Here is a 24936-nt window from a genome sequence, read left to right as displayed (position 1 = left end):
AAAGCCGTCGAACAGGCCAACCTGATTGATCATTTCCCTTGAGGTAACACCCGATGAAAGCCTGGATAACCCTGCCCCTGATCGTTCTGGCCCTGGCTGGCTGCGCGGGCAAGACGGCCTATCGCGACAGTTGCGGCTCCCAGCTCGACGCCGCCTGGAAGGAACTGGACCTGGCCAAGGCCGAAGGCTTCGCCGGCACCGTCAGCTACTCCAAGGCCCTGTCGCTGCTGACCGGGGCCAAGACCCAGCAACAGTTCGAAGCCTTCGAGGGGTGCACCAAAAAGGCGGAAAAGGCTCGTTTCTATATTCGTGAGTCCCGTGCAGGACGCTGAGTCGTGAGGTAGGTCATGTCGAAGATGTTCGATCACGTTGTTGCCGAGGTCCTGGGCTTGCAGGTGCGCTTGATGGCGTGCCAGGCGCGTCTTGCCGAGAATACCGACAGCGAGGCGCTCCATGACCTGCGCACCACGGTGCGGCGCTTGCGCAGCCTGCTGCGGCCTTTGCGCGGGCTGCCCGGGGTCGATCATCTGGAAAACGCGGCCAAGGCCATCGGCGATATGACCACGCCGCTGCGCGACCGCGAGGTGCTGGCCGAACAGCTGTTCCAGCGCGACATGGGCGCGGCTGCGCAGCGCCGGCTCGCCGGGGAGGGCGAGGTGTTCGCCTCGGTGGCAGCCAGCCCGCAAATGTACAAGCTGCTGGCCGTGCTCGACGCTTTCCCAGGTTTCCTGAGGGCGATCGAGCGGCAGAAACTGGTGCCGGACCTTGGCAAGCGCATCGAGAAGCGCCTGGACAAGCAATGGAAAAAAATCGTCGAAGCCGTGCACGAGCCGGACCATGACCGGCATCGCCTGCGCCTGCTGATCAAGCGTGCGCGCTATGGCGCCGAGGCGTATCCGAAGCTGAGCCGGATCGGCAAGTCGATGCGCAGCGAACTCAAGAACGCCCAGGACGACCTTGGCCATTGGCACGACCTCCTGCAATGGCTGACCCAGGCCGAAAAGCAGGCCGACCTGGCGCCCCTGGTTGCGCAGTGGCAGGAGCAAAGACTGGAGGCCGAGCGCAAGGCCGACAAGACCGTGGCGCGCCTGCTCAAGCATATCGACGAGCGATAGGCCGCTGATTTGGCAGTTATGTGGCCTGCTCGGCGTCCCGTTCTGCTCTTAAGATCGTAGGACTTTTCCGCAGGACGAGGTCCGCATGAATTTTTCCCAACTGCTCACCGCCGTCCGCCAGCGTCCGCAAGAGGTGGTGATTCCCGCCGAGTGGGCCCAGGGGCGTGCCTGTTTCGGCGGCCTGATGGCGGCGCTGGTGTACGAGGCCATGCACGCCCGGGTCTCGCCTGAGCGTCCGGTGCGTTCCCTGGCGATCACCTTCGTCGGTCCGGCCGAACCCAATGTACCCATCAGCTTCGAGGTGGAGCCGCTGCGCGAAGGCAAGGCGGTCAGTTCGCTATTGGGGCGTGCGGTCCAGAATGGCCAGACGGTGACCATCGTCCAGGGCAGCTTCGGCGCCGGGCGCAGTTCGGTGATCGACATTCCGGCGCTGCCGGCAGTGCAGATGAAGAGCCTGGCCGAGTCCAGCCCGGAAATGCCCTACATTCCAGGCGTGACCCCGGAATACATCCGCTTCCTGGCCATGCGCTGGGGAATCGGCAACATGCCGTTTACCAACAAGCCGGGGCGGCAGATGGGCGGCTGGGTGCGCTTGCGTGACGCGGTGGAGGAACCGGTGACCGAGGCCCACCTGCTGGCCCTGTGCGATGCCTGGCCGCCAGCGACCCTGCCGTACCTGAACAAGCCGGCGGCGGGCAGCACCCTGACCTGGACCATCGAGTTCGTCCAGCCGGTGGCCAGCTTGAGTACCCTGGACTGGTGCCAGTACTGCGCCGATGTCGAGCATTCCCGTGATGGTTACGGACATACCGCAGCGGCCATGTGGAACGCGGCGGGCGAGTTGCTGGCGCTCAGCCGGCAGACAGTGACGGTGTTTGCCTGACGGTCAATGATGGCGGTGGCTGAACGGCTTGGACTGTCCAGCCTCGGGGTAATGGCCTTTGCGGTAAAGGCCAACGCTCGCCATCACGAAGATCGCACCCACGGCGATCTGCCCCGGATCCAGGCTGAACAACCCCGAGAGCACCAGCAGCGCGCCAATGATGAACAGCGGGGCGGCAATAAGGTCGTGCGGCAGGTGGGTGTTCATGGGGTGACTCCTCTGACTTTTCGCTTGGGCATGTCAGAAGAGTAGTTGCGGGTTGTAGGCAGGGCCAATTGAGGGGATTGATCGGGGGGATAGCTGTGCGCTTGAGGGCCTCATCGCTGGCAAGCCAGCTCCCACAGGTCCAGCGGTGCATGCGATCCTGTGGGAGCTGGCTTGCCAGCGATGAGGCCCTTGAATTCCCTACAGCTTCAACTGCCCGATCACCTTGTTCAGTTCCCCGGCCAGGGTCGCCAGCTCACTGCTGGTGGTCGCCGACGACACCGTCTGCTGCACCGTATCCTCGGTCACATCGCGAATGCTCACCACCGCGCGGTTCATCTCTTCCGCCACCTGGCTCTGCTGCTCCGCCGCCACGGCAATCTGCGTATTGCTTTCGCGCATCTGCGCTACCGCCGCGGTGATTTCCGCCAGGGCCTCGCCGGCTTCCTGGGCCTGCTTGACGCAGTCGTCGGCCTTGAACGAGCTCTCGGTCATGAACTCTACCGCGTCGCGGGTGCCGGCCTGCAGGGCCGATACCATCTCGGTGATCTCGTCGGTGGACGACTGCACGCGCTTGGCCAGGTTGCGCACTTCATCGGCGACCACGGCGAAACCACGCCCCAGATCGCCGGCCCGCGCCGCTTCGATGGCGGCGTTAAGGGCGAGCAGGTTGGTCTGCTCGGCGATGCTGTGGATCACGTTGACCACGCCATTGATTTTCTGGCTGTCTTCGGCCAGTTGACGAATCATCTCGGCGGTCTGCTGCACGCCGCTGGACAGCCCGGCAATGGAAGTCTGCACCCGGCTGACCACGTCCTTGCCGCTGCCGGCCAGGGTGTCGGCGGTCTGCGACAGGTCGCGGGTGGCGCCGGCATGCTGGGCGATGTGGTAGACGGTCGCGGACATCTCGTTGATCGCCGTGGCGGCCTGGTCGGTCTCGCTCTGCTGGCCGAGCATGCCGTGGCGCACGTCGCTCATGCTCGCTGCCAGGCGCGCGGCGCCGGAGTCCAGTTGCGCGGCGGTCACCGCGACCGTATTGACCACGCGGTGGTAGGTCGTCTGCATGGCGTTGAAGGCACTGGCCATCTGGCCGACTTCGTCACCGCAGGACAGCGGCACCCGTGCCGACAGGTCGCCGGTCTTCTCGACATGCAGGATCACATCCTTGAGGGTGTTGAGCTGGGCCAGCAGGAAGCGGATCAGCAACTGCGAGGCGCAGAGCATCGCCAGCATCAGGATCAACACGCATACCGCGTAGTTGCCGAAGCGGTCGCTATAGACCTGCATGAAGCTCGGGGCCGGTGCCAGCACGGCGACCCGCTGGCCGTCGCGGCTGATCACCTGGGCTCCGGCCAGCGGCGCTTCGCCGAACACGGCGTAGGGTTCGATACTGACCCAGCCGCTGGCATCGGCCAGGGCCGCGACAGGCTGCCCCTGGTAGCTGGGCGTCTGGCCGGGTGCAAAGGCCACGATATGCGGCGCCTGGGGCAGGGCCTGCCCGGCGGGCCAGGCGGCGAGCAACCTGGCTTCGGCTACCGCACGGTCGTGGGCTTCATCGACCCGGGCCTGCTGTTCGAGGAATACCGCGTACAACACCAGGAACAGGGTGGTAACGAAGGCGACCGCGTTGACAGCCCAGAACTTGTATTTCAGGGAGATGTTGCTAAGCCAGGCACCCATGGTAGGTCTTCTCTGAGTTAAGCGTTTGAGCGGAAAGTTTTTTGGCAAGGTGCCAGCATTCTGGGCGACTAATCAGCAATAGATCTTGATATGTGTCAAGCCAGCTCCGGGAGGTTGAAGAAGCGTCGGGCACACAGGGTTGTATGTGCTGCGAGATGGGCCTCGGACTCGCCGCGGTGCCGGGCCACTTCGCGCAGTACCTCCGGCAGGTATGCCGGCTCGTTGCGACCGTTCTTCGGTTTTGGCCGCAGGCTGCGCGGCAACAGGTAGGGCGCGTCGCTTTCCAGCATCAGCCGGCCTTCGGGGATGTTGCCGACCAGGCCGTGCAGGTGGGTGCCGCGACGCTCGTCGCAGATCCAGCCAGTGATGCCGATGTGCAGGTCCAGGTCCAGATAGGCGAACAGCGCCTCGCGCTCGCCGGTGAAACAATGCACCACGGCGGCGACGAGGTGGTCCCGGTAGTCCTTGAGGATCTGCAACAGGCGCTCGCTGGCGTCGCGCTCGTGGAGGAACACCGGCATCTGCAACTCCACGGCCAGGGCCAACTGATCTTCCAGGGCCTTTTCCTGTTGCGGGCGAGGCGAGAAATCGCGATTGAAGTCCAGTCCACATTCACCCACCGCCTGTACCCGTGGCTGCTCCAGCAACTGGCGCAACCGGCGCGGGCTTTCGGCGTTCCACTGGCTGGCGTCGTGCGGGTGCACGCCGGCCGTAGAGAACAGGCGCTGGCCGTCGGTGTCGAGGCGCTGGCACAGCTCCAGCGCCTCGCTGCTGCCGGCCAGGCTGGTACCGGTCAGCAGCATTTGCCGCACCCCGGCGGCCTCGGCGCGCTCCAATACATCCTGGTGAATCCCGGCAAAACTGGCGTTGGTGAGATTGACGCCGATGTCGATGAGTTGCATGGTGCTACCTCGAATTTCGCGGCTGATACGCGCTGAAAGGCTCGAAAATAACAACAAACACAAGAACTTCAACAGGTTGTCGTGGTCATTTGCGGTCAATTGTAATGAGCCCGCTGCATAGTGTGCCGCCACGCATGCCATCACGGCCTGTTCCAGGAGTCCGGATGTCCCGAGCTTTGCTGATGATCCTGCTGTTCACCGGGCTGCTCGTTGCAGGGCCGGCAAGCGCGCGGGTGGCCGGTCCGCCCCAGGTGGTTGGCACCGGCAACAAGGATCGCGACCTGGCGCAGATCCGCGCCAGCCGCGAACTGCGGGTGCTGGTCAACCAGAGCCGCAACAGCTCCGGCGAGGTCAAGGGCCAGCCATACGGTATCGAGTATTACCGCCTGCGTGCTTTCGAGCACTACCTCAACGCCCGCGCCCGTGATGGCGAGGAGATCCGCCTGAAGCTGATCCCCAAGGCCAAGGAGCAACTGGTCCCTGCCTTGCAGCGTGGCGAGGGCGACCTGGTGGCGCCGGGCGAGCTGCTCGATCCGGTTTCCACGCGGGGCGTGAGTGCCAGCGATCCGGTGCTGGCCCAGGTGCCACTGGTGCTGGTGGGGCGCAGGGGCGAGCGCAGCTACAGCCGGATCGAGCAGCTTTCCGGACATACCCTGGCCTTGCCGGCCGGCAGTGCCGCCGGCGATACCCTGCATGAGATCAACCAGCGCCTGGCCTTGCGCAAGCACGCGCCGATCAGGATCGAGTGGATCGACCCGAGCCTGGCGACGGAGGACGTACTGGAGATGGTGCAGGGTGGCATCCTGCCGCTGACGGTGGTCGAGCAGCCCATCGCCGAGCGCTGGCGCAAGGTCATGCCCAAGCTGCAGATCCACAGCAGGATCAGCCTGGCCGCGCCGGAATCGACACACTGGTTCATGCGCCGCGAGGCGGTGATGCTGCATGCCAGCGTCGACCGTTTTCTCCAGGACTACCGCGCGCCGGCCGACCAGGATGTGAACTTCGAACGCATCTACCGGCGCCTGTACAAGGTGCATTACCCGCTGGCCAAGGCCAATCGCCAGCGCCTCGACAAATTGCGCCCGGTGCTGCAAAAGCACGCCGAGGCGCAGAACCTCGACTGGCTCAACCTTGCCGCCGTGGCCTTCAAGGAGTCCTCGCTCAATCCTGGCGCCCGTGGTGCCGGCGGTGCCCACGGCCTGATGCAGATCACCCCGAGCGCAGCGCAGCGCGTGGGTGTCAGCGATATCAGCAGCGTGGAGGGCAATGTCCAGGCCAGTGCGCGCTACATGTCGTTGATCCGTCGCAAGTTCTTCTCCAGCAACCAGCTTAACGAGCGCGAGCGCATGGCCTTCGTCCTGGCCGCCTATAACCTCGGGCCGGAGCGGGTCCAGGCGATGCGCGCCGAGGCGCGGCGGCGCGGCCTGAACCAGAACCAATGGTTCTTCCAGGTCGAGCGGGTTGCCCTGGAGCAGGTGGGAATGGGGCCGGTCAGCTATGTTAATAGCGTCAACAAGTACTTCCTGGCCTTCGACCGGGAGCGGGAGGCGCTGGAGTCCTCCCGGAACGACAAGGTGAAAGGTCGCAAATAATCTATTTGTTCGATCTTTATGATGGATTAATTGCGATTTTCATATTGAATAATATGATTATTATGGCGCCATCCAAACCCAACGCACCTTGCTAAGGAACACCGCAATGAACGCCATCTTCTCCGTAATGACCACCCGCGCTGGCTGGGGCATGACCATCCTGCGCATCATCGTCGGCATCATCTTCATGGCCCACGGCTCGCAGAAACTCTTCGGCCTGTTCGGCGGGGGCGGCCTGGCGGGTACCGCGCAGTTCATGGAAAGCCTGGGCCTGACGCCGGCGATGCCGATGGCGGTGCTGTCCGGTGGCGCGGAATTCTTCGGCGGCCTGGCGCTGGTCATCGGTTTGCTAGCGCGGCCGGCGGCGGTGGCACTGATCGGTCTGCTGGTGGTGGCGATCCTGTCGGTGCACATCAACAACGGGCTGTTCATGTCCAACAACGGCTACGAATTCGCCCTGGCCCTGCTGGGCGGCGCAATTGCGGTGCTGTTCGAGGGGGCTGGCCGGGCCTCGCTGGACGCGGCGATTGCAAAAAGCTGAAGTCAACGAAAAGGGCCTGCCATGCAGGCCCTTTGTCATTGCTTGAGTTGACAGTCCGCTGGCGGCTTCTCTAGGATGCCCACCTGCGCCGATTTAAACAGCTACTTGCGGGGCGCGGGAGAGCCCCAAAGGTGATCCGAATACCGCTAAAACGCTGGTTCGGTGATGCCTCCCACCGCAGCCCAGCGGGATCTGCGAGGCGGAGAATATGACTCCATGAGTTGCCCACGTTCCAGTGTCTGCCTGACCCCTCTTTCTTCCAGCCAGTCGGCGCGTACCCCACGGGTGCTGCTGAGTGGCCCGCACCAACCGACCCTGGTTCGCTTCCTCGATGGCTGGCCGCGCCGCAAGGGCCGCGCGACTGCCTTGCTGATTCAGTTCGTCGACCTGGAAACGTCGCTGGCGGAATTCGCCGATGACCGCTTCGACCTGGCCGTGGTCCAGGCGCCGAGCAAGGAGCGGGCGGCAGAGGTGATCGGGCAATTGACCCGGATTGCGCGGCAGGGGTTGATTACCCGGGGCTGAAATCTTCTTTGCTCTTCAGGGCCCTATCGCTGGCAAGCCAGCTCCCACAGGTATCGAGTGCACCGCCACACCTGTGGGAGCTGGCTTGCCAGCGATAGGGCCCGAAAGGTCAACGCGGATAACTGATGCTGTTCACATACCACACCGCCTCACCCCCCGGCGTCTGCACCACCACCTCGTCATCCTTCTCTTTCTTCAGCAGCGCCCGGGCCATGGGCGAGTCCACCGAGATGTAGTCGTTGCGCCCGTAGATCTCGTCATAGCCGACGATGCGGAACTTCATCACCTCGCCATCCTCGTTCTCGATCTCCACCCAGGCACCGAAGAATACCCGGCCTTCCTGCTCGGGGCCGTAATCCACCACCTTCACGTCTTCCAGGCGCTTGCGCAGGTAACGCACGCGGCGGTCGATCTCGCGCAGGAGCTTCTTGTTGTACTGGTAGTCGGCGTTTTCGCTGCGGTCGCCCAGGGAGGCGGCCCAGGCGACTTTCTGGGTGATTTCCGGGCGGTATACGCGCCACAGGTGATCCAGCTCGGCCTTGAGCGCTTCGTGACCTTCGCGGGTGATGATGTTGGTAGCCAATGCCGTCTCCTGGGCGGGCGTTACGTCAGGGGCGAAGAGTACCCGGCGAGCCGGCGGCGGTACAGATTGCCGGCTCGCCGTGTTTCAGCCTTCGCGCAGCACCGTCAGCGGGCTGGCGTTGAGCGCGCGGCGGGTACCGACCACGCCGGCCCCGCCCACCAGCAGCGCACCCACCAGCGGCAACAGCAGCAGCGACGGATGCGGGTTCCATTGCAGGTCGAAGGCGTAGCGGTAAAGCACCCAGGTAATCATCTCGCAACCGATGGCGGCGAGCAGGCCGCTGGCGGCGCCGAGCAGGCCGAACTCGATGCGCCGCGCCTTGACCAGCAACGCCCGCCCGGCCCCCAGGGCGCGGAGCAGGGCGCCCTGGCGGATACGTTCGTCGAGGGTCGCCTGCAAGCCGGCGAACAGTACCGCCAGCCCGGCCGCCAGGACGAACAGCAGCACGTACTGCACCGCCAGGGTGACCTGGGCGAGGATGCTGCGCAGTTGTTCGAGCAGGGCGTCTACTGGAAGGATGGTCGCTGCCGGGAAGGCCCGCGACAGTGCGACGATCTGCTGGTCGTTGCCCGGCGCCAGGTAGAAGCTGGTCAGCCAGGTGGCCGGCAAGCCCTGCAGGGTACCGGGCTGGAAGATCATGTAGAAGTTGGGCCGGAAGGTATCCCAGTTCACCTCGCGCAGGCTGCTGACCACGGCCTCGCGTGTTTCCCCGCCGATGACGAAGGTCAGGCGGTCGCCCAGCTTAAGCTTGAGGCTCTCCGCCAGTTTGGCTTCCACCGAGACCCCGGGAACGACGTCCGCTTGCGGCTGGCCTTGCCACCACTGGCCGGCGCTGAGGGTGTTGTCGTCCGGCAGTTCGGCGGCCCAGGTCAGGCTGAGGTCGCGTTGCACGGCGCGGTCGCCGGCGGAGTCCTTGCTGACGATCTGCTGCACCGCTTCGCCGTTGATCTGGGTCAGGCGCCCCGGCACTACCGGATACAGCGGCGCGGCATGGCTGGAGAAACCGGCCAGTTCCTTGCTGAAGGCAGCCTTGTCGTCTTCGAGGATGTTCAGCGCGAAATAGTTGGGCGCATCGGCCGGCAGCTGGTTGTGCCAGGTATCCAGCAACTCGACGCGCAACAGGGTGATCAGGCCCATCGCCAGGAGGATCAGGCCGAAGGCCAGGGACTGCCCGGCAGCGGCCAGCGGATGGCGCAACAGTTGGCCGAGGCCCAGGCGCCATGCCAGTGGTGCGCCGGCCAGCAGGCGCCGCAGGCTGCGCAGGCCGAGCAGCAGCAGGCCGCCCAGCAGCAGCGCGGCGATCAGGCCGCCGCCGAGCAGGGCGAAGGTCAGCAGCAGGTCGAGGCTCAGGCGCCACATGATCAGGCCGAGGGCCAGGATTGCCGCGCCGTACACCAGCCAACTGCTGGGCGGCACCGGAAGCAGGTCGCGGCGCAGCACCCGCAGGGGCGGTACCCGACCCAGCGCAGCCAGCGGTGGCAGGGCGAAGCCGGCCAGGGCTACCAGGCCGGTGGCGATGCCGGCCAGCGCCGGGACCACGCCAGCCTCGGGAATGTCCGCCGGCAGCAGGCCGTCGAGCAGGGCGAACAGGCCCAATTGCGCCAGCCAGCCCAGCAGGGCGCCGGCCAGTGCGGCAAGGCTGCCGAGAATCGCCAGTTGCAGGCAGAACAGGGTCAGCGCCTGGCGCCGTGACAGGCCCAGGCAGCGCAGCAGGGCGCTGGCATCGAAGCGGCGCACGGCAAAGCGGCTGGCCGACAATGCCACTGCCACGCCGGCCAGCAGCACCGCTACCAGGCTGGCCATGTTGAGGTAGCGCTCGGCCTTGCCCAGGGCGCCGCCGATCTGCTGGTTGCCGTCGCGGGCATCACGGATGCGCTGGTTGGGCGCGAGGTTGCCGTCGAGGAACTGGCGATAGTCGGCCAGCACCAGGGCGTCGCCGCGCCACAGCTCGCGGTAGGTCACCCGGCTGCCGGGCTGGACCACGCCGGTGGCGTCGAGGTCGGCGAGGTTGATCATCACCCGCGGGGTGAGGCTGTAGAAATTGCCGGCGCGGTCCGGCTCGTAGGTCAGCACCCGGCTCAGGCGCAGGGTCTTCATGCCGACGTCGATGCTGTCGCCGATCTTCAGGTCGAGCGCGGCCAGCAGGCGCGGTTCGACCCAGGCTTCGCCCGGCGCCGGGCCGCCACCCGCGGTTTCCGTGCCAAAGGGCTCTGGCGCGCTGCGCAGTTCGCCGCGCAGCGGATAGGCCTCGTTGGCCGCTTTGACACTGGAGAGCTGGATGCCGTTATCGGTGGCGATCACGCTGGAGAATTCGACCACGGTCGCGTGGGCCAGGCCAAGGCGGGTACCGCGCTCGATCTGCCCGGCACTGGCCGGGGAACTGCCCTGCAGGACCAGGTCGGCGCCGAGGAACTCGGTGGCGCGCAGGAGCATGGCGCCGTTCAGACGCGCACCGAAGTAGCCGATGGCGGTGCTTGCCGCCACGGCGATCAGCAGGCCGAAGAACAGCACCCGCAGCTCGCCGGCACGGGCATCGCGAAGCAACTGGCGTACGGCCAGGGCGAACAGGCGAAACAGGGACAGGTGTGCCATCTAGGGCTCCATCGGGCTGACCATATGGCCCGCCTCCAGGCGAATCTGCCGATGGCAGCGGCGGGCCAGGCGTTCGTCATGGGTGACCAGGACCAGGGTGGTGCCGCGTTCCTTGTTCAACTCGAACAGCAGGTCGCTGATGCGCTCGCCGGTATGGCTGTCCAGGTTGCCGGTGGGTTCGTCGGCGAACAGCACGTCCGGTTCGGCGGCGAAGGCGCGGGCGATGGCCACCCGCTGTTGCTCGCCACCGGACAATTGGCGTGGCGAGTGGCTCAGGCGCTTGCCCAGGCCGACCCGCTCCAGCAGGGTCCGTGCGTGTTCGCGGGCGTCGCGGCGGCCGTCCAGTTCCAGTGGCAGCATGACGTTTTCCAGGGCGTTGAGGCTGTCGAGCAACTGGAACGACTGGAAAACGAAGCCCACATGTTCGGCGCGCACCCTGGCGCGCTGGTCTTCGTCCAGTGGCCCGAGGTCGTGGCCGGCCAGGGTCACCGAGCCGGCACTGGGCTGGTCGAGACCGGCGAGCAGGCCGAGCAGGGTGGATTTGCCGGAACCCGAGGCGCCGACGATGGCCAAACTATCGCCTTGCGTCAGTTCCAGGGACAGTTCCTGGAGGATGGTGAGGTTGCCTTCCGCGCTGGGAACCACTTTGCTAAGGTTCCGCGCAATGAGAATGCTGGGGCCCATGGAGAATCCGATGCGAGTGTGGTTATTGAGTGCTGGTCTGGCCTTGCTGTGCATGGTGCAGAACGCAGCGGCGGGTACGGTGTTGATCGTCGGCGATAGTATCAGCGCCGCTTTTGGCCTGGATACCCGTCAGGGGTGGGTCGCGCTGCTGGAAAAGCGGCTCAAGGACGAGGGTTTCGACGATAAGGTAGTCAATGCTTCGATCAGCGGTGACACCAGTGCGGGCGGCCAGGCGCGGCTGCCCGCGCTGCTTTCGGCGCACAAGCCGAGCCTGGTGGTGCTGGAACTGGGCGGTAACGACGGGCTGCGTGGGCAGCTTCCTGCGCAATTGCAACAAAATCTTGCCTCGATGATCGACACGTCCCGGGCAGCCGGGGCCAAGGTGCTCCTGCTCGGCATGCAACTGCCACCGAACTATGGCGCGCGCTATACCAAAGCCTTCGCTCAGGTCTATTCCGATCTCGCTGTACAGAAAAACGTTCCGTTGGTGCCGTTTTTCCTCGAAGGGGTGGGCGGGCATCCCGAGCTGATGCAGGCCGACGGCATCCATCCGGCGCAAGGGGCCCAGGGCCGCCTGCTGGAAAATGCCTGGCCAGCGATCAAACCGCTGCTGTGACGCTTTTATAGTGACCGGCTTTCGGCTAATGTTGCGCCCCCGATTTGGAGCCCCCGATGCCGCGTCCCGCCTGGTCCCTGTATGCCTATCAATTGATCGAGCCCGACGAACAGCTTGACCTGTTCGCCTGCCAGGAGATCCGCGTGCACCTGGTGGCCCGTCAGCTGGAACTGGGCGGCTCGGCGGATCGTACCTTGTGCGGCACCTTGCTGCCGGCGCAGCCGCGCTGGTCCGGGGTGCCCAGCACGGTCTACCGTGACCGCCGCCTCTGCCCGCTGTGCAAGGCGATCCTGGAAGCCCAGCGTAAGGGCACACGGCCAGTCTGGCCGGAGCTCTGAAGGACGCTACCCATCCGGCGCCCCCGTATGCCGAAAAATCCTACGGCGGTGTACAATCGCGTCCTTGACTCCCGAATTGTTCGAAGGATTTCCCGGATGTTGCCGCGCTTTCCCGCCGTCACCCGTTGCCTGTCCCTGGCTGCCTTGCTGGCGGCCGGTCCCGTTTCTGCGCTGGAGTTTCCCCTGCCACCGCCAGGCGAAGACATCATCGGTCAGGTCCAGGTGATCAAGGCCAAGTACGAAGACACCTTTGCCGACATCGGTACCGCCGGTGACCTCGGCTACCTGGAAATGGTCGCGGCCAACCCGGGTGTCGACCCGTGGCTGCCGGGTGCCGGTACCGAGATCATCCTGCCGACCCGTTTCATCCTGCCGCCGGGTCCGCGCGAAGGCATCGTCATCAACCTCGCCGAGTACCGTATGTACTATTTCCCGAAAGGCGAGAACGTGGTGCATACCTACCCGCTGGGTATCGGCCGTGAAGGCTGGGGGTCGCCGATCGCCCAGACCAAGGTCACCGCCAAGACACCGAATCCGACCTGGACCCCGCCGGCCTCGATCAAGGCCGAGCACGCCGCCGACGGTGATCCGCTGCCCAACGTGGTTCCGGCTGGGCCGGACAACCCGCTGGGGCCGTTCAAGTTCACCCTGGGGGTACCGGGCTACCTGATCCACGGTTCGAACAAGAAATTCGGCATCGGCATGCGCACCAGCCACGGCTGCTTCCGCATGTTCAACAATAACGTGCTGGAACTGGCGAAGATGGCGCCGGTTGGCACGCCGGTGCGGATCATCAACGAGCCGTACAAGTTCGGCATGAGTGGTGGCAAGGTCTATCTCGAAGCGCACACCCCGCTGGACGACAAGGGCGATCCGTCGGTGGTGGACAAGCACACGGCAGTGATCAATGCGCTGCTCAAGCGTGAAGACCTGGCGAAGAACGTGCAGATGAACTGGGACATGGTGCGTGACGTCGTGGCTGCCGAAGATGGCATGCCGGTCGAGATCGCGGTCCCGACCGCGCCGGATGGCAACATGCCAATCATCTCGAGCAATCCATACCAGCAGCAGTAAGCTTTAAGCTTCAAGCTGTAAGAGAGGGCAGTCCGGGAAGGGCTGCTCTTTTTGTTTGAGTTGACGAAAGCGTCCGGGGCTATCAGGCCGCTTGTTCTTTTGGCTTGCAGCTTGCGGCTTGCAGCTGAAAACCGGGGCAATAAAAAAGCCGGCCCACAAGTGGGCCGGCTTCAAATAACAATCCCAAGGGATTATTACTTGCGGCTGGCTTTTTCCAGCATACGCAGAGCGCGCTCGTTAGCTTCGTCAGCGGTTTGCTGAGCTTTCTGAGCGGCAGCCAGAGCGTCGTCGGCTTTGCGATACGCTTCGTCAGCACGAGCTTGTGCACGAGCTGCTGCGTCTTCGGTAGCAGTCAGACGAGCTTCGGTTTCTTTGGATACGCTGCTGCAACCGGTAGCCAGAACTGCGGCCAGAGCCAGAGCAGAGAATTTCAGAACGTTGTTCATCGTGTTCCCCTTCAAGGACTTTCTATTAAATAGCCATCTCTCAACGAAGAGAAACTGGCCGGCGTACATAGTACCCATTACTTGTAGTAAGTAAACTGACAGAGCGCAAGAATTGGAAAAAAATTGTCTTGCCAAACGGCTTGACCCCGAGACTGCGCGAAAATCGTGCAGTGTCCTTGTTGGTCAGTGTAAGACGTTCTTGTAAAAGTAGTTTTTTTGAACTAACGGTGACTTTTAGTGTCATCTTGCGTCATAACAAACGGATCATCCGGTTTGCAGTTCAGGACGCTGTCGCCGCGCTTTACGCGTGCTGTGCCGCGTGGAAAATTTTCCGACCTGTACCTTGAGCATCCGGGCAGCGGGCGCCTACTATTTGTAGGGTGCCCGGGCCTGCAAAACGAGCAGGCCCTTGTGCTGTCCAAGGGGCATGGGGTGGCGTAGAGGTTCCTTCGCCGGACAAACATCGGTTAAGGTCGGGTTCTGTGACAAGACCCGCGAGGAGTAGTGATGAGCGAGGCGTTGACCATCCACCATGACCAGGCCGGTCATCAATTCGAGACCAACGTGGACGGTCATCGTGCCTACCTGACCTACATGGACCTGGGCAAGCAGACCCTGGACATCTACCGCACGTTCGTGCCCAACGCCCTGCGCGGCCGCGGCATTGCGGCGGCACTCACCGAGCGGGCGCTGGCCTACGCCGAAGAGCGCGGTTATACCGTGATCCCGTCCTGTTCCTATGTCGAGCGCTACATGGAGCGGCATCAGAAATATTCGTCGAAGGCCTGACGGCTTCCTTATTCCGCATACGAAAACGCCGGGCATTGCCCGGCGTTTTCGTTCATGCACTTCAGGCGCGGCGTTTCGGCAGCACGTCCTTGAGCTTGGTGCGCATGTTGCGCAGGGTGGTGGCAGTGGCGTCCCAGTCGATGCAGGCATCGGTGATCGACACGCCATACTGCAACTGCTCCAGATCCTTCGGAATCGCCTGGCAGCCCCAATTCAGGTGGCTTTCCACCATCAGGCCGATGATCGACTGGTTGCCCTCGAGGATCTGGTTGGCGACGTTTTCCATGACCAGCGGCTGCAGGGCCGGATCCTTGTTGGAGTTGGCGTGGCTGCAATCGACCATGATGTTCGGCTTGATCCCGGCCTTGTTCAGCGCCTGTTCGCACAGGGCGACGCTGACCGAGTCGTAGTTGGGCTTGCCGTTGCCGCCGCGCAGGACGACATGGCCATAGGGGTTGCCCTTGGTGGTGACGATGGACACGCCGCCTTCCTGGTTGATGCCGAGGAAGCGATGCGGGCTGGAAACCGATTGCAGGGCGTTGATCGCCACGGTCAGGCCGCCGTCGGTACCGTTCTTGAACCCGACCGCGGAGGACAGGCCCGAGGCCATTTCCCGGTGGGTCTGGGATTCGGTGGTACGCGCGCCAATGGCCGACCAGCTGATCAGGTCCTGCAGGTATTGCGGAGAGATCGGGTCGAGGGCCTCGGTGGCTGTCGGCAGGCCCATCTCGGCGAGGTCGAGCAGCAGCTTGCGGCCGATGTGCAGGCCGTCCTGGATCTTGAACGAGTCATCCAGGTACGGATCGTTGATCAGGCCTTTCCAGCCGACGGTGGTGCGCGGCTTCTCGAAGTAGACGCGCATTACCAGGTAAAGGGTGTCGGACACTTCCGCGGCGAGGGCCTTGAGGCGCTCGGCGTATTCATGCGCAGCCTTGACATCGTGGATGGAGCAGGGGCCGACCACGACGAACAGGCGGTGGTCCTTGCCGTCGAGGATATTGCGTACCACTTCACGGCCGGCAGTGACGGTCTGAAGCGCGCTTGCGCTGAGTGGGATCTCCTTCTTGAGCTGATCGGGAGTGATCAGGGTCTCGTTGGAGGCAACGTTAAGGTCGTCGATCGGTAAATCAGCCATCGTGTTACTCGTCAGGTCACGGATGCCGGCCGCCAGCCCCGTGCGGCGGAGCAGCATGATTGAGCTCAGCGGGGAGCGGAACCTTAGCGCGTAATCCCTTGCCTCGACAATGGGCAAGTGCCTGATAACGGTGCGGTTCGGGGCTTTGAAACGGGGTTTTTGCGACTAAAGTGGCTGGGGTGGCCTGGGCGGGATAGATTTGGTGCTTTTTAGGGCCTCATCGCTGGCTTGCCAGCGATTTGGGGCGACACGGAATTGGAGTGAACAATGAACAAAGGCCTGAACGACAAACTGGTAGTGGCAATTTCATCACGGGCCTTGTTCGACCTGAGCGAGAGCCATCGGCTGTTCCTTGCCGAGGGGGTGGAGGCCTATCGTCAATACCAGATCGAGCACGAGGACGAACCCCTGCAACCCGGCGACGCCTTCCTGCTGGTACAAAAGCTGCTGGGCCTCAATACCCTCCTCGGACAGCCGAGGGTCGAGGTGGTGCTGGTTTCGCGCAATAGCGCCGATACCGGCCTGCGCGCGTTCAATTCCATCGAGCACTACGGCCTGGGCATTTCCCGCGCGGCATTCGTCGGTGGACGCAGCCCTTATCCTTATCTGGCCGCGTTCGGCTGCCACCTGTTCCTCTCCACCGATGCCGAGGATGTGCGCAGCGCCTTGAATGCCGGTTTCGCCGCCGCGACCATTCTTTCCGGCGGCGTTCACCGGGAGGCCACCGAAGAGCTGCGCATCGCCTTCGATGGTGACGCCGTGCTGTTTTCCGACGAGTCCGAGCGGGTCTACCAGATGGGCGGCCTCGAAGCCTTCCAGGCCAACGAGCGCCAGGCTGCGCGCCAGGCCCTGCGGGGTGGGCCGTTCAAGCCTTTCCTGGCGGCGCTCAATCTGTTGCAGAGCGAGTTTCCCAGCACTGCCTGCCCGATCCGCACCGCGCTGGTCACCGCGCGTTCCGCACCGGCCCACGAGCGGGTGATCCGCACCCTGCGCGAGTGGGATATCCGCCTGGATGAATCGCTGTTCCTCGGCGGCCTGGACAAATCGGCGTTCCTCGAAGCCTTCGCCGCCGACGTGTTCTTCGACGACCAGGCCGGCCACTGCGAACGGGCGGGCAGGGTGGTCGCCACGGGGCATGTGCCCCATGGCATCAGTAACCAATCGGACCCGGCCTGAACCCCGCCGGACGGGCGCTGCGCATCGGTTTGGCGCTGCTAAGCTGAACCTTGCCCTGCCGTTCCGGCAGTCGAGGAGGTCAAATGATCCGTTCGATGTTGTACGCCACGGACCTCGGTGTTTATGCGCCTTATGTCATGCAGCACGCGTTGGCCCTGGCGCGCAATTTCAAGGCGGAGCTCTACGTGATCCATGCCGTGGAGCCCATGGGGCAGTTCGCCGAATCGCTGCTGCAGAGTTACCTGGACGAGCAGACCCTGGACCAGTTGCACAGCCAGGGCGTCAACACCGTGATGGCCAATATCGAACAGCGCGTACTCGAGAGTTTTCGCGATGAACTGGGGGATCAGCAGGACCTCGCGCTGATTCGTGCCGTACGGGTGCGCCAGGGGGATCCGGCGCAGGTGATCCTCCAGCAGGCCGAACGCCTGAATGTCGACCTGCTGATCGTTGGCAGCCATAGCCAGGGGGCCGGTGCAGAGATCCCGATCGGTCGTACGGCGGTGCGCATTCTGCAACTGTCACCGGTGCCGGTGTACATGGTGCCGCTCGCACAACACCTCGGTCGTCGCAAGGCTTGAGGGATTTTTCCGAGTCGGCAGTAAGAAAGCTGGTGAAATTGTTCTAGATTTATTCTCCTGACCGCTAATATAGTTATAACTCGTCGCTGTTGCCGGTGACGCCCAGCCTCTGAGGGATACCTATGAAGCTTCAACAATTGCGCTACATCTGGGAAGTGGCGCACCACGACCTCAACGTTTCCGCGACAGCGCAGAGCCTGTATACGTCCCAGCCGGGGATCAGCAAGCAGATTCGCCTGTTGGAAGACGAGCTGGGCGTGGAAGTGTTTGCCCGCAGCGGCAAGCACCTGACCCGTGTCACCCCGGCCGGTGAGCGGATCATCAACACCGCCGGGGAAATCCTGCGCAAGGTCGAAAGCATCAAGCAGATTGCCCAGGAATTCTCCAACGAGAAGAAGGGCACGCTGTCCATCGCCACCACCCATACCCAGGCACGTTATGCGCTGCCGCCGGTGATCAGCTCGTTCATCAAGCAGTACCCGGAAGTGGCCTTGCACATGCACCAGGGCTCGCCGATGCAGATCGCCGAGATGGCCGCCGATGGCACCGTCGACTTCGCCATCGCCACCGAGGCCCTGGAACTGTTCGGCGATCTGGTGATGATGCCGTGCTACCGCTGGAATCGCTGCGTGGTTGTGCCCCAGGGCCACCCGCTGACCAAGCTGCCGAAGCTGACCCTTGAAGTGCTGGCCGAGTACCCGATCGTCACCTACGTGTTCGGTTTCACTGGACGTTCCAAGCTGGACGAAGCCTTCAGCCACCGCGGCCTGACCCCGAAAGTGGTGTTTACCGCCGCTGACGCCGACGTGATCAAGACCTACGTGCGCCTTGGCCTGGGCGTCGGCATCGTCGCCAAGATGGCGGTGGATCCGAAGCTGGACAGCGACCTGGTGGTGCTCGATGCCAGCGAGCTGTTCGAGTCCAGCATCACCAAGATCGGTTTCCGTCGTGGCACCTTCCTGCGTGGCTTCATGTGCGACTTCATCGAGAAGTTCGCCCCGCACCTGACCCGCGAAGTGATGGCCAAGGCGATCCAGTGCCATAACAAGCAGGAACTGGAAGAGCTGTTCGAAGGTGTCGAGTTGCCTGTGCACTGAGTTTCGGGCAACCATGAAAAAACCGGCCTTGGCCGGTTTTTTCGTTTCTGTCGATCACATTTGGCGATCAGCTTTTGGCGATCAGGTTGCCGGCATGCAGCCCGCATTCCTTCTGGGTCGCTTCTTCCCACCACCAGCGGCCTTCGCGCTCGTGCTGGTTCGGCAGTACCGGGCGGGTGCATGGCTCGCAGCCGATGCTGATGAAGCCGCGTTCGTGCAGGCTGTTGTAGGGCAGCTCGAGCATGCGGATGTAGCCCCAGACTTCCTCGCTGCTCATCTGTGCCAGCGGGTTGAATTTGTACAGGGTGCGCTCCGGGGTGGAAAACGCGCTGTCGATTTCCAGCGCTGCCACCTGGCTGCGCGTGCCCGGGCTCTGGTCGCGGCGCTGGCCGGTGGCCCACGCGCTGACGGTGCTCAGCTTGCGCCGCAGCGGTTCGATCTTGCGGATCCCGCAGCATTCGCCGTGGCCGTCCTTGTAGAAGCTGAACAGGCCCTTCTCCTTGACGAAGGGGTCGAGCTTGTCGCGATCCGGCGACAGGATCTCGATCGGCAGCTTGTAGTGTTCGCGCACCTGGTCGATGAAGCGGTAGGTTTCCGGATGCAGGCGACCGGTGTCGAGGCTGAAGACCTTGACCTGCTTGTTCAGCTTCCAGGCCATGTCCACCAGCACCACGTCTTCGGCGCCGCTGAAGGAAATCCACAGGTCGTCGCCGAAATGCTCGAAGGCGAGCTTGAGGATGTCCTGCGGGGATTTGTTGGCGTAGGTCGCGGCCAGGGCGGCGACGTCGAAGGGTTGGCTCATCAGGCGGCTTCCGGTCATTGAATGGCGCTTGGCGCTCGTAGTGGGGCAGATGTTACCAAAAAATGCCGGGTAGACGGGCTGGATTGCGGGTCGTAGAGTGCGCCTTCCATTTTTGGCGTTGTTCGAGGAGTGAGCTGTGGAAATTGCCTGTCTCGACCTGGAAGGTGTGCTGGTTCCGGAAATCTGGATTGCCTTCGCGGAAAAAACCGGAATCGAATCGCTGCGGGCCACCACCCGCGACATTCCGGACTACGACGTACTGATGAAACAGCGCCTGCGCATCCTCGACGAACACGGCCTGAAGCTGGCCGATATCCAGGAAGTCATCGCCACGCTCAAGCCGCTGGATGGCGCCATCGACTTCGTCGACTGGCTGCGCGAGCGCTTCCAGGTGGTGATCCTGTCCGACACCTTCTACGAGTTCTCCCAGCCGCTGATGCGCCAGTTGGGCTTCCCGACCTTGCTCTGCCATCGCCTGATCACCGACGAGAACGACAGGGTGGTGGGTTATCAGCTGCGCCAGAAGGACCCCAAGCGTCAGTCGGTGCTGGCGTTCAAGAGCCTTTACTACCGGGTGATCGCTGCGGGCGATTCGTACAACGACACCACCATGCTCGGTGAGGCCGATGCCGGGATCCTGTTCCATGCGCCGGAGAATGTGATCCGCGAGTTCCCGCAATTCCCGGCGGTGCATGAGTTCGAGGCGTTGAAGAAGGAATTCATCAAGGCTTCGAACCGTACCCTGAGCCTGTAAGTAATGCAGGGCCTGTGAGGGCCCTATCGCTGGCAAGCCAGCTCCCACAGTGATCGTGTGCGCCGCCGAACCTGTGGGAGCTGGCTTGCCAGCGATGAGGCCCTCAAAGACCCTGAAGCGTCTCCAGAAGCACCCGCACCTTGGTAATCGACTCCTGGTACTCGGCCTGCCACTCCGAGTCCGCCACCACGGCGCCGCCGCCCCAGCAGCACACCTGGCTATCCTTGACCAGCAGGCTGCGGATGGCGATGGAGCTGTCCATTTCCCCGCGTACGTCCAGGTACAGCAGCGACCCGCAGTACAGCGCCCGCCGGCTCGGCTCCAGCTCGTCGATGATTTCCATCGCCCGTATCTTCGGCGCCCCGGTGATCGACCCGCCAGGGAAACTCCCGGCAATCAGGTCCAGGGCATCCTTGCCCGGCGCCAGGCGCCCGGTCACGCTGCTGACCATATGGTGGACGTTGGGATAACTCTCCAGGCTGAACAGCTCCGGTACTCGCACCGAGCCGATCTCGCAGGTGCGCCCCAGGTCGTTGCGCAACAGGTCGACGATCATCAGGTTCTCGGCCCGATCCTTGGTGCTGGCCAGCAGTTCTTCGCCGTTGGCGCGGTCCTGCACGGGATCGGCGCTGCGTGGCCGGGTGCCCTTGATCGGGCGGGTTTCCACCTGGCCCTGGCTGACCCGGATAAAGCGCTCCGGCGACAGGCTGAGCAGGGCGCTGCCGTCGTCCAGAGCCTGGAAACCGGAGAACGGTGTCGGGCAGGCCGCCCGCAGCGCCTGGTAAGCGCTCCACGGATCACCTTGGCACGGCGCGCGGAAGCGCTGGGTCAGGTTGATCTGGTAGCAGTCGCCGGCCTGGATGTACTGCTGCACCCGTTCGAATGCCTGGCGATAGTCCTCGGGTTCGAGGTCGCCGCGCATCGGGGCGTCGAGGCGGAAACCGGCGCCTGGGTCCGCTTCGGCCGGCTGGCTGAACAGATCGACCAGGCGCTGGCGTTCGTCGCCAGGCAGGGCGGGGTGGAAGAGCAACTGACTGGTCATCAGTTGGTGATCGCTGATCACTGCCCAGGCATAGAGGCCGAGGGTTGCATCGGGCAGGCCAAGGTCATCCCGGGCCAGCTCAGGCAATTGTTCAAGACGCCGACCGAAGTCATAGCTCAGGTAGCCGATCAGGCCGCCGGCAAAGGGCAGTTCCACGCCATCGGGCAGTTGCGCTTCGCCCAATCCGGCAAGGCTGTCACGCAGCCGCTGCAGATACGCCGTGCCGCTTTCGCCATCCTCCGCCACCAGGCTGCGCAGCGGCCAGGCGCTGAGCAGATCGAAGCGGCCGCGCTCGGCACCGGGGCGGGCGCTGTCCAGCAGCACCGCGCCGGGCGCATGGCGTATGCGCGCGAAGAAAACCGCCGGGTCGGCTTGATAGGGCAGGGGAAACAGGGTGCAGGTCGGCATTCGTCTGAACGGTTGGCGAGGCGGGGCAGGCATTGTAGACCCCCGAACGCGTAGCTCATAGGGGTTTGAGCGACCGCCCCGTGTCCGGGGCGGACGTCATTCACTGCTGGGACGGAACGTGTCCGAACAACTGCTGGGCGAAGCGCACGCGCTCTTCGGCGGTTTCCTGCCTGCCGTCCTTCGCCAGTTCCTCGAGGTGTGCCTCGATGGCGTGGGTGCGCTGGGTCAGGCCGCAGTCGTTGGCGATCTGGATGTTCAGGCCGGGGCGGGCGTTGAGTTCGAGGATCAACGGGCCCTTGTCCTGGTCCAGGACCATGTCCACGCCGATGTAGCCCAGGCCGCACAGCTCGTAGCAGCCGGCGGCGAGCTTCATGAAACCGTCCCAGTTCGGCAGTTGCACGCCGTCCACCGCGTTGGTGGTGTCCGGGTGCTTGCTGATGATGTTGTTCAGCCAGGTGCCGCGGAGGGTCACGCCGGTCGCCAGGTCTACGCCGACGCCGATGGCGCCCTGGTGCAGGTTGGCCTTGCCACCGGACTGGCGGGTCGGCAAGCGCAGCATGGCCATTACCGGGTAGCCCATCAGCACGATGATGCGGATGTCCGGCACGCCTTCGTAGCTGATGCTCTTGAAGATCTGGTCAGGGGTCACCCGGTACTCGATCAGCGCGCGGTCACGGTGCCCGCCAAGGGAGTAGAGGCCGGTGAGGATGCTGGAGATCTGGTGCTCGATTTCCTCGTGGCTGATGATCTTGCCCGACACCGTGCGAAAGCGGTCCTCGAAGCGGTCGGCGATGACCATGATGCCGTCGCCGCCTGCGCCCTGGGCCGGCTTGATGACGAAGTCGCTGCGCCCGCCGATGATCTCGTCGAGTTTCTCGATCTCCTTTTCGGTCGAGATGATCCCGTACATCTCCGGCACATGGATGCCGGCCTGGATCGCCCGTTCCTTGGTGATGATCTTGTCATCGACGATAGGGTACAGATGGCGCTTGTTGTACTTCAGGACATAGTCCGCGTTGCGCCGGTTGATCCCCATGATGCCCCGGGCTTCCAGGGCCTTCCAGGTTTTCCAGAGTCCGAACATCAAGCGTCAGCCTTTACGAATGCCTTGAAGCGAACCAGCTCCGTCAGGCGATAGCCGCGGTAGCGACCCATTGCCAGCATGAAGCCCACCAGGATCAGCAGCACCGCCGGGAAGGTGAAGACGAAGTACACCAGCTCCGGCACGCTCATCAGCAGGTGCGCCAGGGACGCGGCGAACAGGGTGCCGATGGCGACCTTCATAGCATGGCCACCGCCGCGCTCCTCCCAGGTGATCGACAGGCGTTCGATGGTCATGGTCAGGATCACCATCGGGAACAGCGCTACCGACAGCCCGCGCTCCAGGCCCAGCTTGTGGCTGAACAGGCTGATGGTGGCGATCAGCACAACGACGAAGGTCAGTACGACCGACAGCCGCGGCAACATCTGCAGCTTCAGGTGTTCCAGGTACGAGCGCAGCGACAGGCCGAGCGCGGTGATCACCGTGAACAGGACGATGCCGAAGCCCAGCTGGGTTTCGCGGAAGGCCAGGGCGATCAGTACCGGGGTAAAGGTGCCGAGGGTCTGCAGGCCGATCAGGTTGCGCAGGATCAGGATCACCAGCACGCCTATCGGGATCATCACCATGATCATGAAGGTCTGCTGGGTCTGCAGCGGCAGGCCATAGAGGGAGTATTCGAGGAAGTCGGCGTCGGTGTTCTCGTCGGTCAGCTTGGCCAGGCGGATGGCATTCATCTCGCTGTTGTTCAGGCTGAAACTGACGTTGACCTTCTTGCCGCCATCGACGGTGACCAGGTTGTCGTCACCGGTCCACCACAGCAGGCGGTCGCTGGGCAGGCCCTGCTCGCCGGTCTCCGGGTTGAAGTACAGCCAGTCGTTGCCGTTGAAACTGCGCAGCCAGAGTTCCGGGGTCTGCGGCTGGTCGGCCACCAGGCGGATGGTCTGCACGCGCTCGAGCGGCACATGGGCGATGGACAGCAGCAGGTCGATGACCTTGGCCTTCTTCTGCACCGAGGTATCGCCGGCCAGCAGCAGCTTGACGTTGTCGTCGTTGAGATTGTTGACACGCTTGATGGTTTCGCTGACGAAGGTCTCGACGTCGGCGGAATGCTGGCGGATCGGCGCCATCAGGGCTTCGGCGGCGATCTTTTCCGGTCCTTCGACCGGCAGGCTGTCGCGGAAGGTCGGGCCCTTGATCTTGGGCTTCTCGCTGCTATAGCGCTTGGTCAGCACCAGGCGGTAGTAGAGGGTCTGGTTGCCGCTGGCGCGACGGGCCGACCAGGTCACCTTGCGGTTGCCGTCGACACGGTTGACGCTGACCCCGTAGTTGTTGGAGATGAAGCTCTCGTTGAGGCTGACGTAGTCGCGGCTCAGGGGCGGCACGTACATCTGCACCTTGACCGGATCTTTCGGGTTGGCGACGAACTCGACCTTGGCGTCGATGTTCCACAGGTCGTCGGTCTCGTCCTCGGTCACCGGGATGCCGAGGAAGAAGATCTGATAGGCCGTGATCAGCACGCCCAGCAGCACCAGGACGGTGATCAGGACTTTCAGATGAAGGGTAAGAGAGCGCATCGGAATTACTCTGCGATGTGAGCGTCGGTGGCGCAGGCAGGTTTGCCGGCCGCGTATTTAAGGCTTGGGTCAACCAGCGCGTCGAAGTGCTTGAGGGCTTCGGAGCCGATCAGCAGCGGGTACTGGAAGGCGCTGCGGTCGGTCAGGTTGACTTCGATTTCGCGCAGGGCACTGCCCATGCAAATGTTCAGGGCGATCACCGGGCGGGCGGTGTAGGCCTTGCCTTCCTCGGGATCATAGTCGCCGGCGCGGCGCTTGATCTTGCTGACCCGCGCCAGCGGACGTTCGATCGGGTGGCTGTGGGCCGCATCGATAGCCAGGTAGAAGCGCACCCAGGATTCACCGTTGCGCTTGAAGCGCTTGATGTCGCGGGCACTGAGGGAGGCGGTCTTGGCGCCGGTGTCGAGCTTGGCGGCGACCTCCAGGTCAAGGTCGCCAAGCCGGGCATATTCGTTGAGGCCGTACACGGTCTTGCCGGTCGCCTGGGCCGTGAGTGGCAAGCAACAAAGGCCGAGCAACAGTGGAAGTGGCGAAAGTCTCATAGATCCTGGCGCAATGCTGTGGGGTATTCGGGTCAAGGCCACTGGCAAATTCTGCGCTAGCTCCTCGTTCGTCTGGCACAAAAAGATGACAGACACAGTATCCATGCCACAAAAAACAGGGCGGCGGCATTCTATCACGCGGATGGTGGCACGCCAGCAGCGCCAATGAGACAACGTTCACCGAAGTGAAGTTCGTTCTTAGACGATTGTCGACAATAT

At 63.6% G+C, this 24936-nt stretch carries 26 protein-coding genes and 1 pseudogene; 14 read left to right on the top strand and 13 right to left on the bottom strand.

All coding sequences use genetic code 11. From position 1 onward, the window contains the following. Positions 1-53: 53 nt before the first annotated feature. The 3 genes from N7650_RS12560 to N7650_RS12550 all read left to right on the top strand — a co-directional run bounded on the left by N7650_RS12560 (position 54) and on the right by N7650_RS12550 (position 1998). Entirely contained in the window at positions 54-332 is a 279-nt protein-coding gene (locus N7650_RS12560; protein ID WP_009394459.1) for a hypothetical protein, read from the top strand. A 15-nt stretch (positions 333-347) separates the two neighbouring features. Then, a complete protein-coding gene (locus N7650_RS12555) occupies positions 348-1115 on the top strand; it encodes a CHAD domain-containing protein (RefSeq protein ID WP_279898458.1) in 768 nt (255 codons plus the stop codon). An 85-nt stretch (positions 1116-1200) separates the two neighbouring features. After that, positions 1201-1998, top strand: coding sequence for a thioesterase family protein (locus tag N7650_RS12550; RefSeq protein WP_009394463.1), 798 nt, complete (start codon positions 1201-1203; stop codon positions 1996-1998). 12 nt (positions 1999-2010) lie between these two features. Here the strand turns inward: N7650_RS12550 and N7650_RS12545 are convergent. The 3 genes and pseudogenes from N7650_RS12545 to N7650_RS12535 form a co-directional block, all read right to left on the bottom strand. Further along, positions 2011-2181: pseudogene (locus tag N7650_RS12545) on the bottom strand (terminase); the annotation flags it as partial. A gap of 222 nt (positions 2182-2403) precedes the next feature. Next, positions 2404-3882, bottom strand: coding sequence for a methyl-accepting chemotaxis protein (locus tag N7650_RS12540; RefSeq protein ID WP_279898457.1), 1479 nt, complete (start codon positions 3880-3882; stop codon positions 2404-2406). A 95-nt stretch (positions 3883-3977) separates the two neighbouring features. Continuing rightward, a complete protein-coding gene (locus N7650_RS12535) occupies positions 3978-4784 on the bottom strand; it encodes a TatD family hydrolase (protein WP_279898456.1) in 807 nt (268 codons plus the stop codon). Positions 4785-4948: 164 nt separating this feature from the next. Between N7650_RS12535 and N7650_RS12530 the strand changes: the two genes are divergently transcribed. The 3 genes from N7650_RS12530 to N7650_RS12520 all read left to right on the top strand — a co-directional run bounded on the left by N7650_RS12530 (position 4949) and on the right by N7650_RS12520 (position 7442). Next, complete coding sequence (locus N7650_RS12530) at positions 4949-6376, top strand: transglycosylase SLT domain-containing protein (RefSeq protein ID WP_279898455.1); 1428 nt, start codon at positions 4949-4951, stop codon at positions 6374-6376. Between the two features lie 106 nt (positions 6377-6482). Continuing rightward, a complete protein-coding gene (locus N7650_RS12525) occupies positions 6483-6917 on the top strand; it encodes a DoxX family protein (RefSeq protein WP_279898454.1) in 435 nt (144 codons plus the stop codon). Between the two features lie 216 nt (positions 6918-7133). Further along, a complete protein-coding gene (locus N7650_RS12520; RefSeq protein WP_279898453.1) occupies positions 7134-7442 on the top strand; it encodes a hypothetical protein in 309 nt (102 codons plus the stop codon). Between the two features lie 109 nt (positions 7443-7551). Here N7650_RS12520 and greB read toward each other — a convergent pair whose 3' ends face one another. From greB to N7650_RS12505, 3 genes are all read right to left on the bottom strand, one after another. Then, positions 7552-8025, bottom strand: coding sequence for a transcription elongation factor GreB (gene greB / locus N7650_RS12515; RefSeq protein ID WP_009394475.1), 474 nt, complete (start codon positions 8023-8025; stop codon positions 7552-7554). Positions 8026-8109: 84 nt separating this feature from the next. Beyond that, positions 8110-10617, bottom strand: a complete 2508-nt coding sequence (locus N7650_RS12510; RefSeq protein ID WP_279898452.1) for an ABC transporter permease — start codon at positions 10615-10617, stop codon at positions 8110-8112. Continuing rightward, positions 10618-11301, bottom strand: a complete 684-nt coding sequence (locus N7650_RS12505) for an ABC transporter ATP-binding protein (protein WP_009394479.1) — start codon at positions 11299-11301, stop codon at positions 10618-10620. Positions 11302-11311: 10 nt separating this feature from the next. Here N7650_RS12505 and N7650_RS12500 point away from each other — a divergent pair, with 10 nt between their 5' ends. From N7650_RS12500 to N7650_RS12490, 3 genes are all read left to right on the top strand, one after another. Next, positions 11312-11917 carry an arylesterase gene (locus N7650_RS12500; RefSeq protein WP_279898451.1) on the top strand — a complete coding sequence of 202 codons (606 nt, stop codon included), beginning with the start codon at positions 11312-11314 and terminating at the stop codon, positions 11915-11917. Positions 11918-11973: 56 nt separating this feature from the next. Then, positions 11974-12255 (top strand): hypothetical protein, encoded by a 282-nt coding sequence (locus N7650_RS12495; RefSeq protein ID WP_064303979.1) that lies wholly within the window; start codon positions 11974-11976, stop codon positions 12253-12255. Positions 12256-12351: 96 nt separating this feature from the next. Next, positions 12352-13329, top strand: coding sequence for a L,D-transpeptidase family protein (locus N7650_RS12490; RefSeq protein WP_279898449.1), 978 nt, complete (start codon positions 12352-12354; stop codon positions 13327-13329). Positions 13330-13523: 194 nt separating this feature from the next. Here the strand turns inward: N7650_RS12490 and oprI are convergent, their stop codons facing one another. Next, positions 13524-13775 (bottom strand): outer membrane lipoprotei OprI, encoded by a 252-nt coding sequence (oprI, locus tag N7650_RS12485; RefSeq protein ID WP_037058464.1) that lies wholly within the window; start codon positions 13773-13775, stop codon positions 13524-13526. A gap of 507 nt (positions 13776-14282) precedes the next feature. On the opposite strand from oprI, the gene N7650_RS12480 reads away from it, so the two are divergent. Beyond that, positions 14283-14564 (top strand): GNAT family N-acetyltransferase, encoded by a 282-nt coding sequence (locus N7650_RS12480; protein WP_009394487.1) that lies wholly within the window; start codon positions 14283-14285, stop codon positions 14562-14564. Positions 14565-14625: 61 nt separating this feature from the next. On the opposite strand, the gene N7650_RS12475 is transcribed toward N7650_RS12480, so the two are convergent. Continuing rightward, positions 14626-15699, bottom strand: coding sequence for a 3-deoxy-7-phosphoheptulonate synthase (locus tag N7650_RS12475; RefSeq protein ID WP_009394489.1), 1074 nt, complete (start codon positions 15697-15699; stop codon positions 14626-14628). 267 nt (positions 15700-15966) lie between these two features. On the opposite strand from N7650_RS12475, the gene N7650_RS12470 reads away from it, so the two are divergent. From N7650_RS12470 to cysB, 3 genes are all read left to right on the top strand, one after another. Further along, on the top strand, positions 15967-16875 hold the full coding sequence (locus tag N7650_RS12470) for a 5'-nucleotidase (RefSeq protein WP_009394491.1): 909 nt from the start codon (positions 15967-15969) through the stop codon (positions 16873-16875). A gap of 83 nt (positions 16876-16958) precedes the next feature. Further along, complete coding sequence (locus tag N7650_RS12465; protein WP_009394494.1) at positions 16959-17456, top strand: universal stress protein; 498 nt, start codon at positions 16959-16961, stop codon at positions 17454-17456. Between the two features lie 122 nt (positions 17457-17578). Then, complete coding sequence (gene cysB, locus N7650_RS12460; RefSeq protein WP_009394496.1) at positions 17579-18553, top strand: HTH-type transcriptional regulator CysB; 975 nt, start codon at positions 17579-17581, stop codon at positions 18551-18553. Between the two features lie 67 nt (positions 18554-18620). Here the strand turns inward: cysB and N7650_RS12455 are convergent, their stop codons facing one another. After that, positions 18621-19355, bottom strand: a complete 735-nt coding sequence (locus N7650_RS12455) for a phosphoadenylyl-sulfate reductase (protein WP_009394498.1) — start codon at positions 19353-19355, stop codon at positions 18621-18623. Positions 19356-19491: 136 nt separating this feature from the next. Here N7650_RS12455 and thrH point away from each other — a divergent pair, with 136 nt between their 5' ends. Then, on the top strand, positions 19492-20109 hold the full coding sequence (thrH, locus tag N7650_RS12450) for a bifunctional phosphoserine phosphatase/homoserine phosphotransferase ThrH (RefSeq protein WP_064303981.1): 618 nt from the start codon (positions 19492-19494) through the stop codon (positions 20107-20109). 103 nt (positions 20110-20212) lie between these two features. Here the strand turns inward: thrH and pabB are convergent, their stop codons facing one another. The 4 genes from pabB to N7650_RS12430 all read right to left on the bottom strand — a co-directional run bounded on the left by pabB (position 20213) and on the right by N7650_RS12430 (position 24717). Further along, the gene (pabB, locus tag N7650_RS12445; protein WP_279898448.1) at positions 20213-21559 is read right to left on the bottom strand and encodes an aminodeoxychorismate synthase component I; all 1347 of its coding nucleotides are present in this window, start codon (positions 21557-21559) and stop codon (positions 20213-20215) included. 100 nt (positions 21560-21659) lie between these two features. Further along, positions 21660-22643 carry an alpha-L-glutamate ligase-like protein gene (locus N7650_RS12440; protein ID WP_009394503.1) on the bottom strand — a complete coding sequence of 328 codons (984 nt, stop codon included), beginning with the start codon at positions 22641-22643 and terminating at the stop codon, positions 21660-21662. Further along, the gene (locus N7650_RS12435; protein ID WP_009394504.1) at positions 22643-24175 is read right to left on the bottom strand and encodes an inactive transglutaminase family protein; all 1533 of its coding nucleotides are present in this window, start codon (positions 24173-24175) and stop codon (positions 22643-22645) included. Before N7650_RS12435 ends, N7650_RS12440 begins: the two co-directional genes overlap by 1 nt. Positions 24176-24180: 5 nt before the next feature. Further along, positions 24181-24717 (bottom strand): ATP-dependent zinc protease, encoded by a 537-nt coding sequence (locus N7650_RS12430; protein ID WP_009394507.1) that lies wholly within the window; start codon positions 24715-24717, stop codon positions 24181-24183. Between the last annotated feature and the right edge of the window lie 219 nt (positions 24718-24936).

The sequence above is a fragment of the Pseudomonas sp. GD04058 genome (assembly GCF_029836855.1).
GTDB classification, from domain to species: domain Bacteria; phylum Pseudomonadota; class Gammaproteobacteria; order Pseudomonadales; family Pseudomonadaceae; genus Aquipseudomonas; species Aquipseudomonas bharatica.
This window is presented reverse-complemented; position numbering and strand designations above follow the sequence as displayed.

What these genes read in the sequence shown, in the direction of transcription:
- oprI (WP_037058464.1), bottom strand. Translation starts at nt 13,775, where the DNA reads ATGAACAACGTTCTGAAATTCTCTGCTCTGGCTCTGGCCGCAGTTCTG.
- N7650_RS12430 (WP_009394507.1), bottom strand. Translation starts at nt 24,717, where the DNA reads ATGAGACTTTCGCCACTTCCACTGTTGCTCGGCCTTTGTTGCTTGCCA.
- N7650_RS12435 (WP_009394504.1), bottom strand. Translation starts at nt 24,175, where the DNA reads ATGCGCTCTCTTACCCTTCATCTGAAAGTCCTGATCACCGTCCTGGTG.
- N7650_RS12540 (WP_279898457.1), bottom strand. Translation starts at nt 3,882, where the DNA reads ATGGGTGCCTGGCTTAGCAACATCTCCCTGAAATACAAGTTCTGGGCT.
- N7650_RS12535 (WP_279898456.1), bottom strand. Translation starts at nt 4,784, where the DNA reads ATGCAACTCATCGACATCGGCGTCAATCTCACCAACGCCAGTTTTGCC.
- N7650_RS12510 (WP_279898452.1), bottom strand. Translation starts at nt 10,617, where the DNA reads ATGGCACACCTGTCCCTGTTTCGCCTGTTCGCCCTGGCCGTACGCCAG.
- N7650_RS12500 (WP_279898451.1), top strand. Translation starts at nt 11,312, where the DNA reads ATGCGAGTGTGGTTATTGAGTGCTGGTCTGGCCTTGCTGTGCATGGTG.
- cysB (WP_009394496.1), top strand. Translation starts at nt 17,579, where the DNA reads ATGAAGCTTCAACAATTGCGCTACATCTGGGAAGTGGCGCACCACGAC.
- N7650_RS12440 (WP_009394503.1), bottom strand. Translation starts at nt 22,643, where the DNA reads ATGTTCGGACTCTGGAAAACCTGGAAGGCCCTGGAAGCCCGGGGCATC.
- N7650_RS12495 (WP_064303979.1), top strand. Translation starts at nt 11,974, where the DNA reads ATGCCGCGTCCCGCCTGGTCCCTGTATGCCTATCAATTGATCGAGCCC.
- N7650_RS12480 (WP_009394487.1), top strand. Translation starts at nt 14,283, where the DNA reads ATGAGCGAGGCGTTGACCATCCACCATGACCAGGCCGGTCATCAATTC.
- N7650_RS12560 (WP_009394459.1), top strand. Translation starts at nt 54, where the DNA reads ATGAAAGCCTGGATAACCCTGCCCCTGATCGTTCTGGCCCTGGCTGGC.
- N7650_RS12505 (WP_009394479.1), bottom strand. Translation starts at nt 11,301, where the DNA reads ATGGGCCCCAGCATTCTCATTGCGCGGAACCTTAGCAAAGTGGTTCCC.
- N7650_RS12490 (WP_279898449.1), top strand. Translation starts at nt 12,352, where the DNA reads ATGTTGCCGCGCTTTCCCGCCGTCACCCGTTGCCTGTCCCTGGCTGCC.
- N7650_RS12465 (WP_009394494.1), top strand. Translation starts at nt 16,959, where the DNA reads ATGATCCGTTCGATGTTGTACGCCACGGACCTCGGTGTTTATGCGCCT.
- N7650_RS12470 (WP_009394491.1), top strand. Translation starts at nt 15,967, where the DNA reads ATGAACAAAGGCCTGAACGACAAACTGGTAGTGGCAATTTCATCACGG.
- N7650_RS12555 (WP_279898458.1), top strand. Translation starts at nt 348, where the DNA reads ATGTCGAAGATGTTCGATCACGTTGTTGCCGAGGTCCTGGGCTTGCAG.
- N7650_RS12525 (WP_279898454.1), top strand. Translation starts at nt 6,483, where the DNA reads ATGAACGCCATCTTCTCCGTAATGACCACCCGCGCTGGCTGGGGCATG.
- pabB (WP_279898448.1), bottom strand. Translation starts at nt 21,559, where the DNA reads ATGCCGACCTGCACCCTGTTTCCCCTGCCCTATCAAGCCGACCCGGCG.
- N7650_RS12455 (WP_009394498.1), bottom strand. Translation starts at nt 19,355, where the DNA reads ATGAGCCAACCCTTCGACGTCGCCGCCCTGGCCGCGACCTACGCCAAC.
- N7650_RS12475 (WP_009394489.1), bottom strand. Translation starts at nt 15,699, where the DNA reads ATGGCTGATTTACCGATCGACGACCTTAACGTTGCCTCCAACGAGACC.
- N7650_RS12520 (WP_279898453.1), top strand. Translation starts at nt 7,134, where the DNA reads ATGAGTTGCCCACGTTCCAGTGTCTGCCTGACCCCTCTTTCTTCCAGC.
- N7650_RS12550 (WP_009394463.1), top strand. Translation starts at nt 1,201, where the DNA reads ATGAATTTTTCCCAACTGCTCACCGCCGTCCGCCAGCGTCCGCAAGAG.
- N7650_RS12530 (WP_279898455.1), top strand. Translation starts at nt 4,949, where the DNA reads ATGTCCCGAGCTTTGCTGATGATCCTGCTGTTCACCGGGCTGCTCGTT.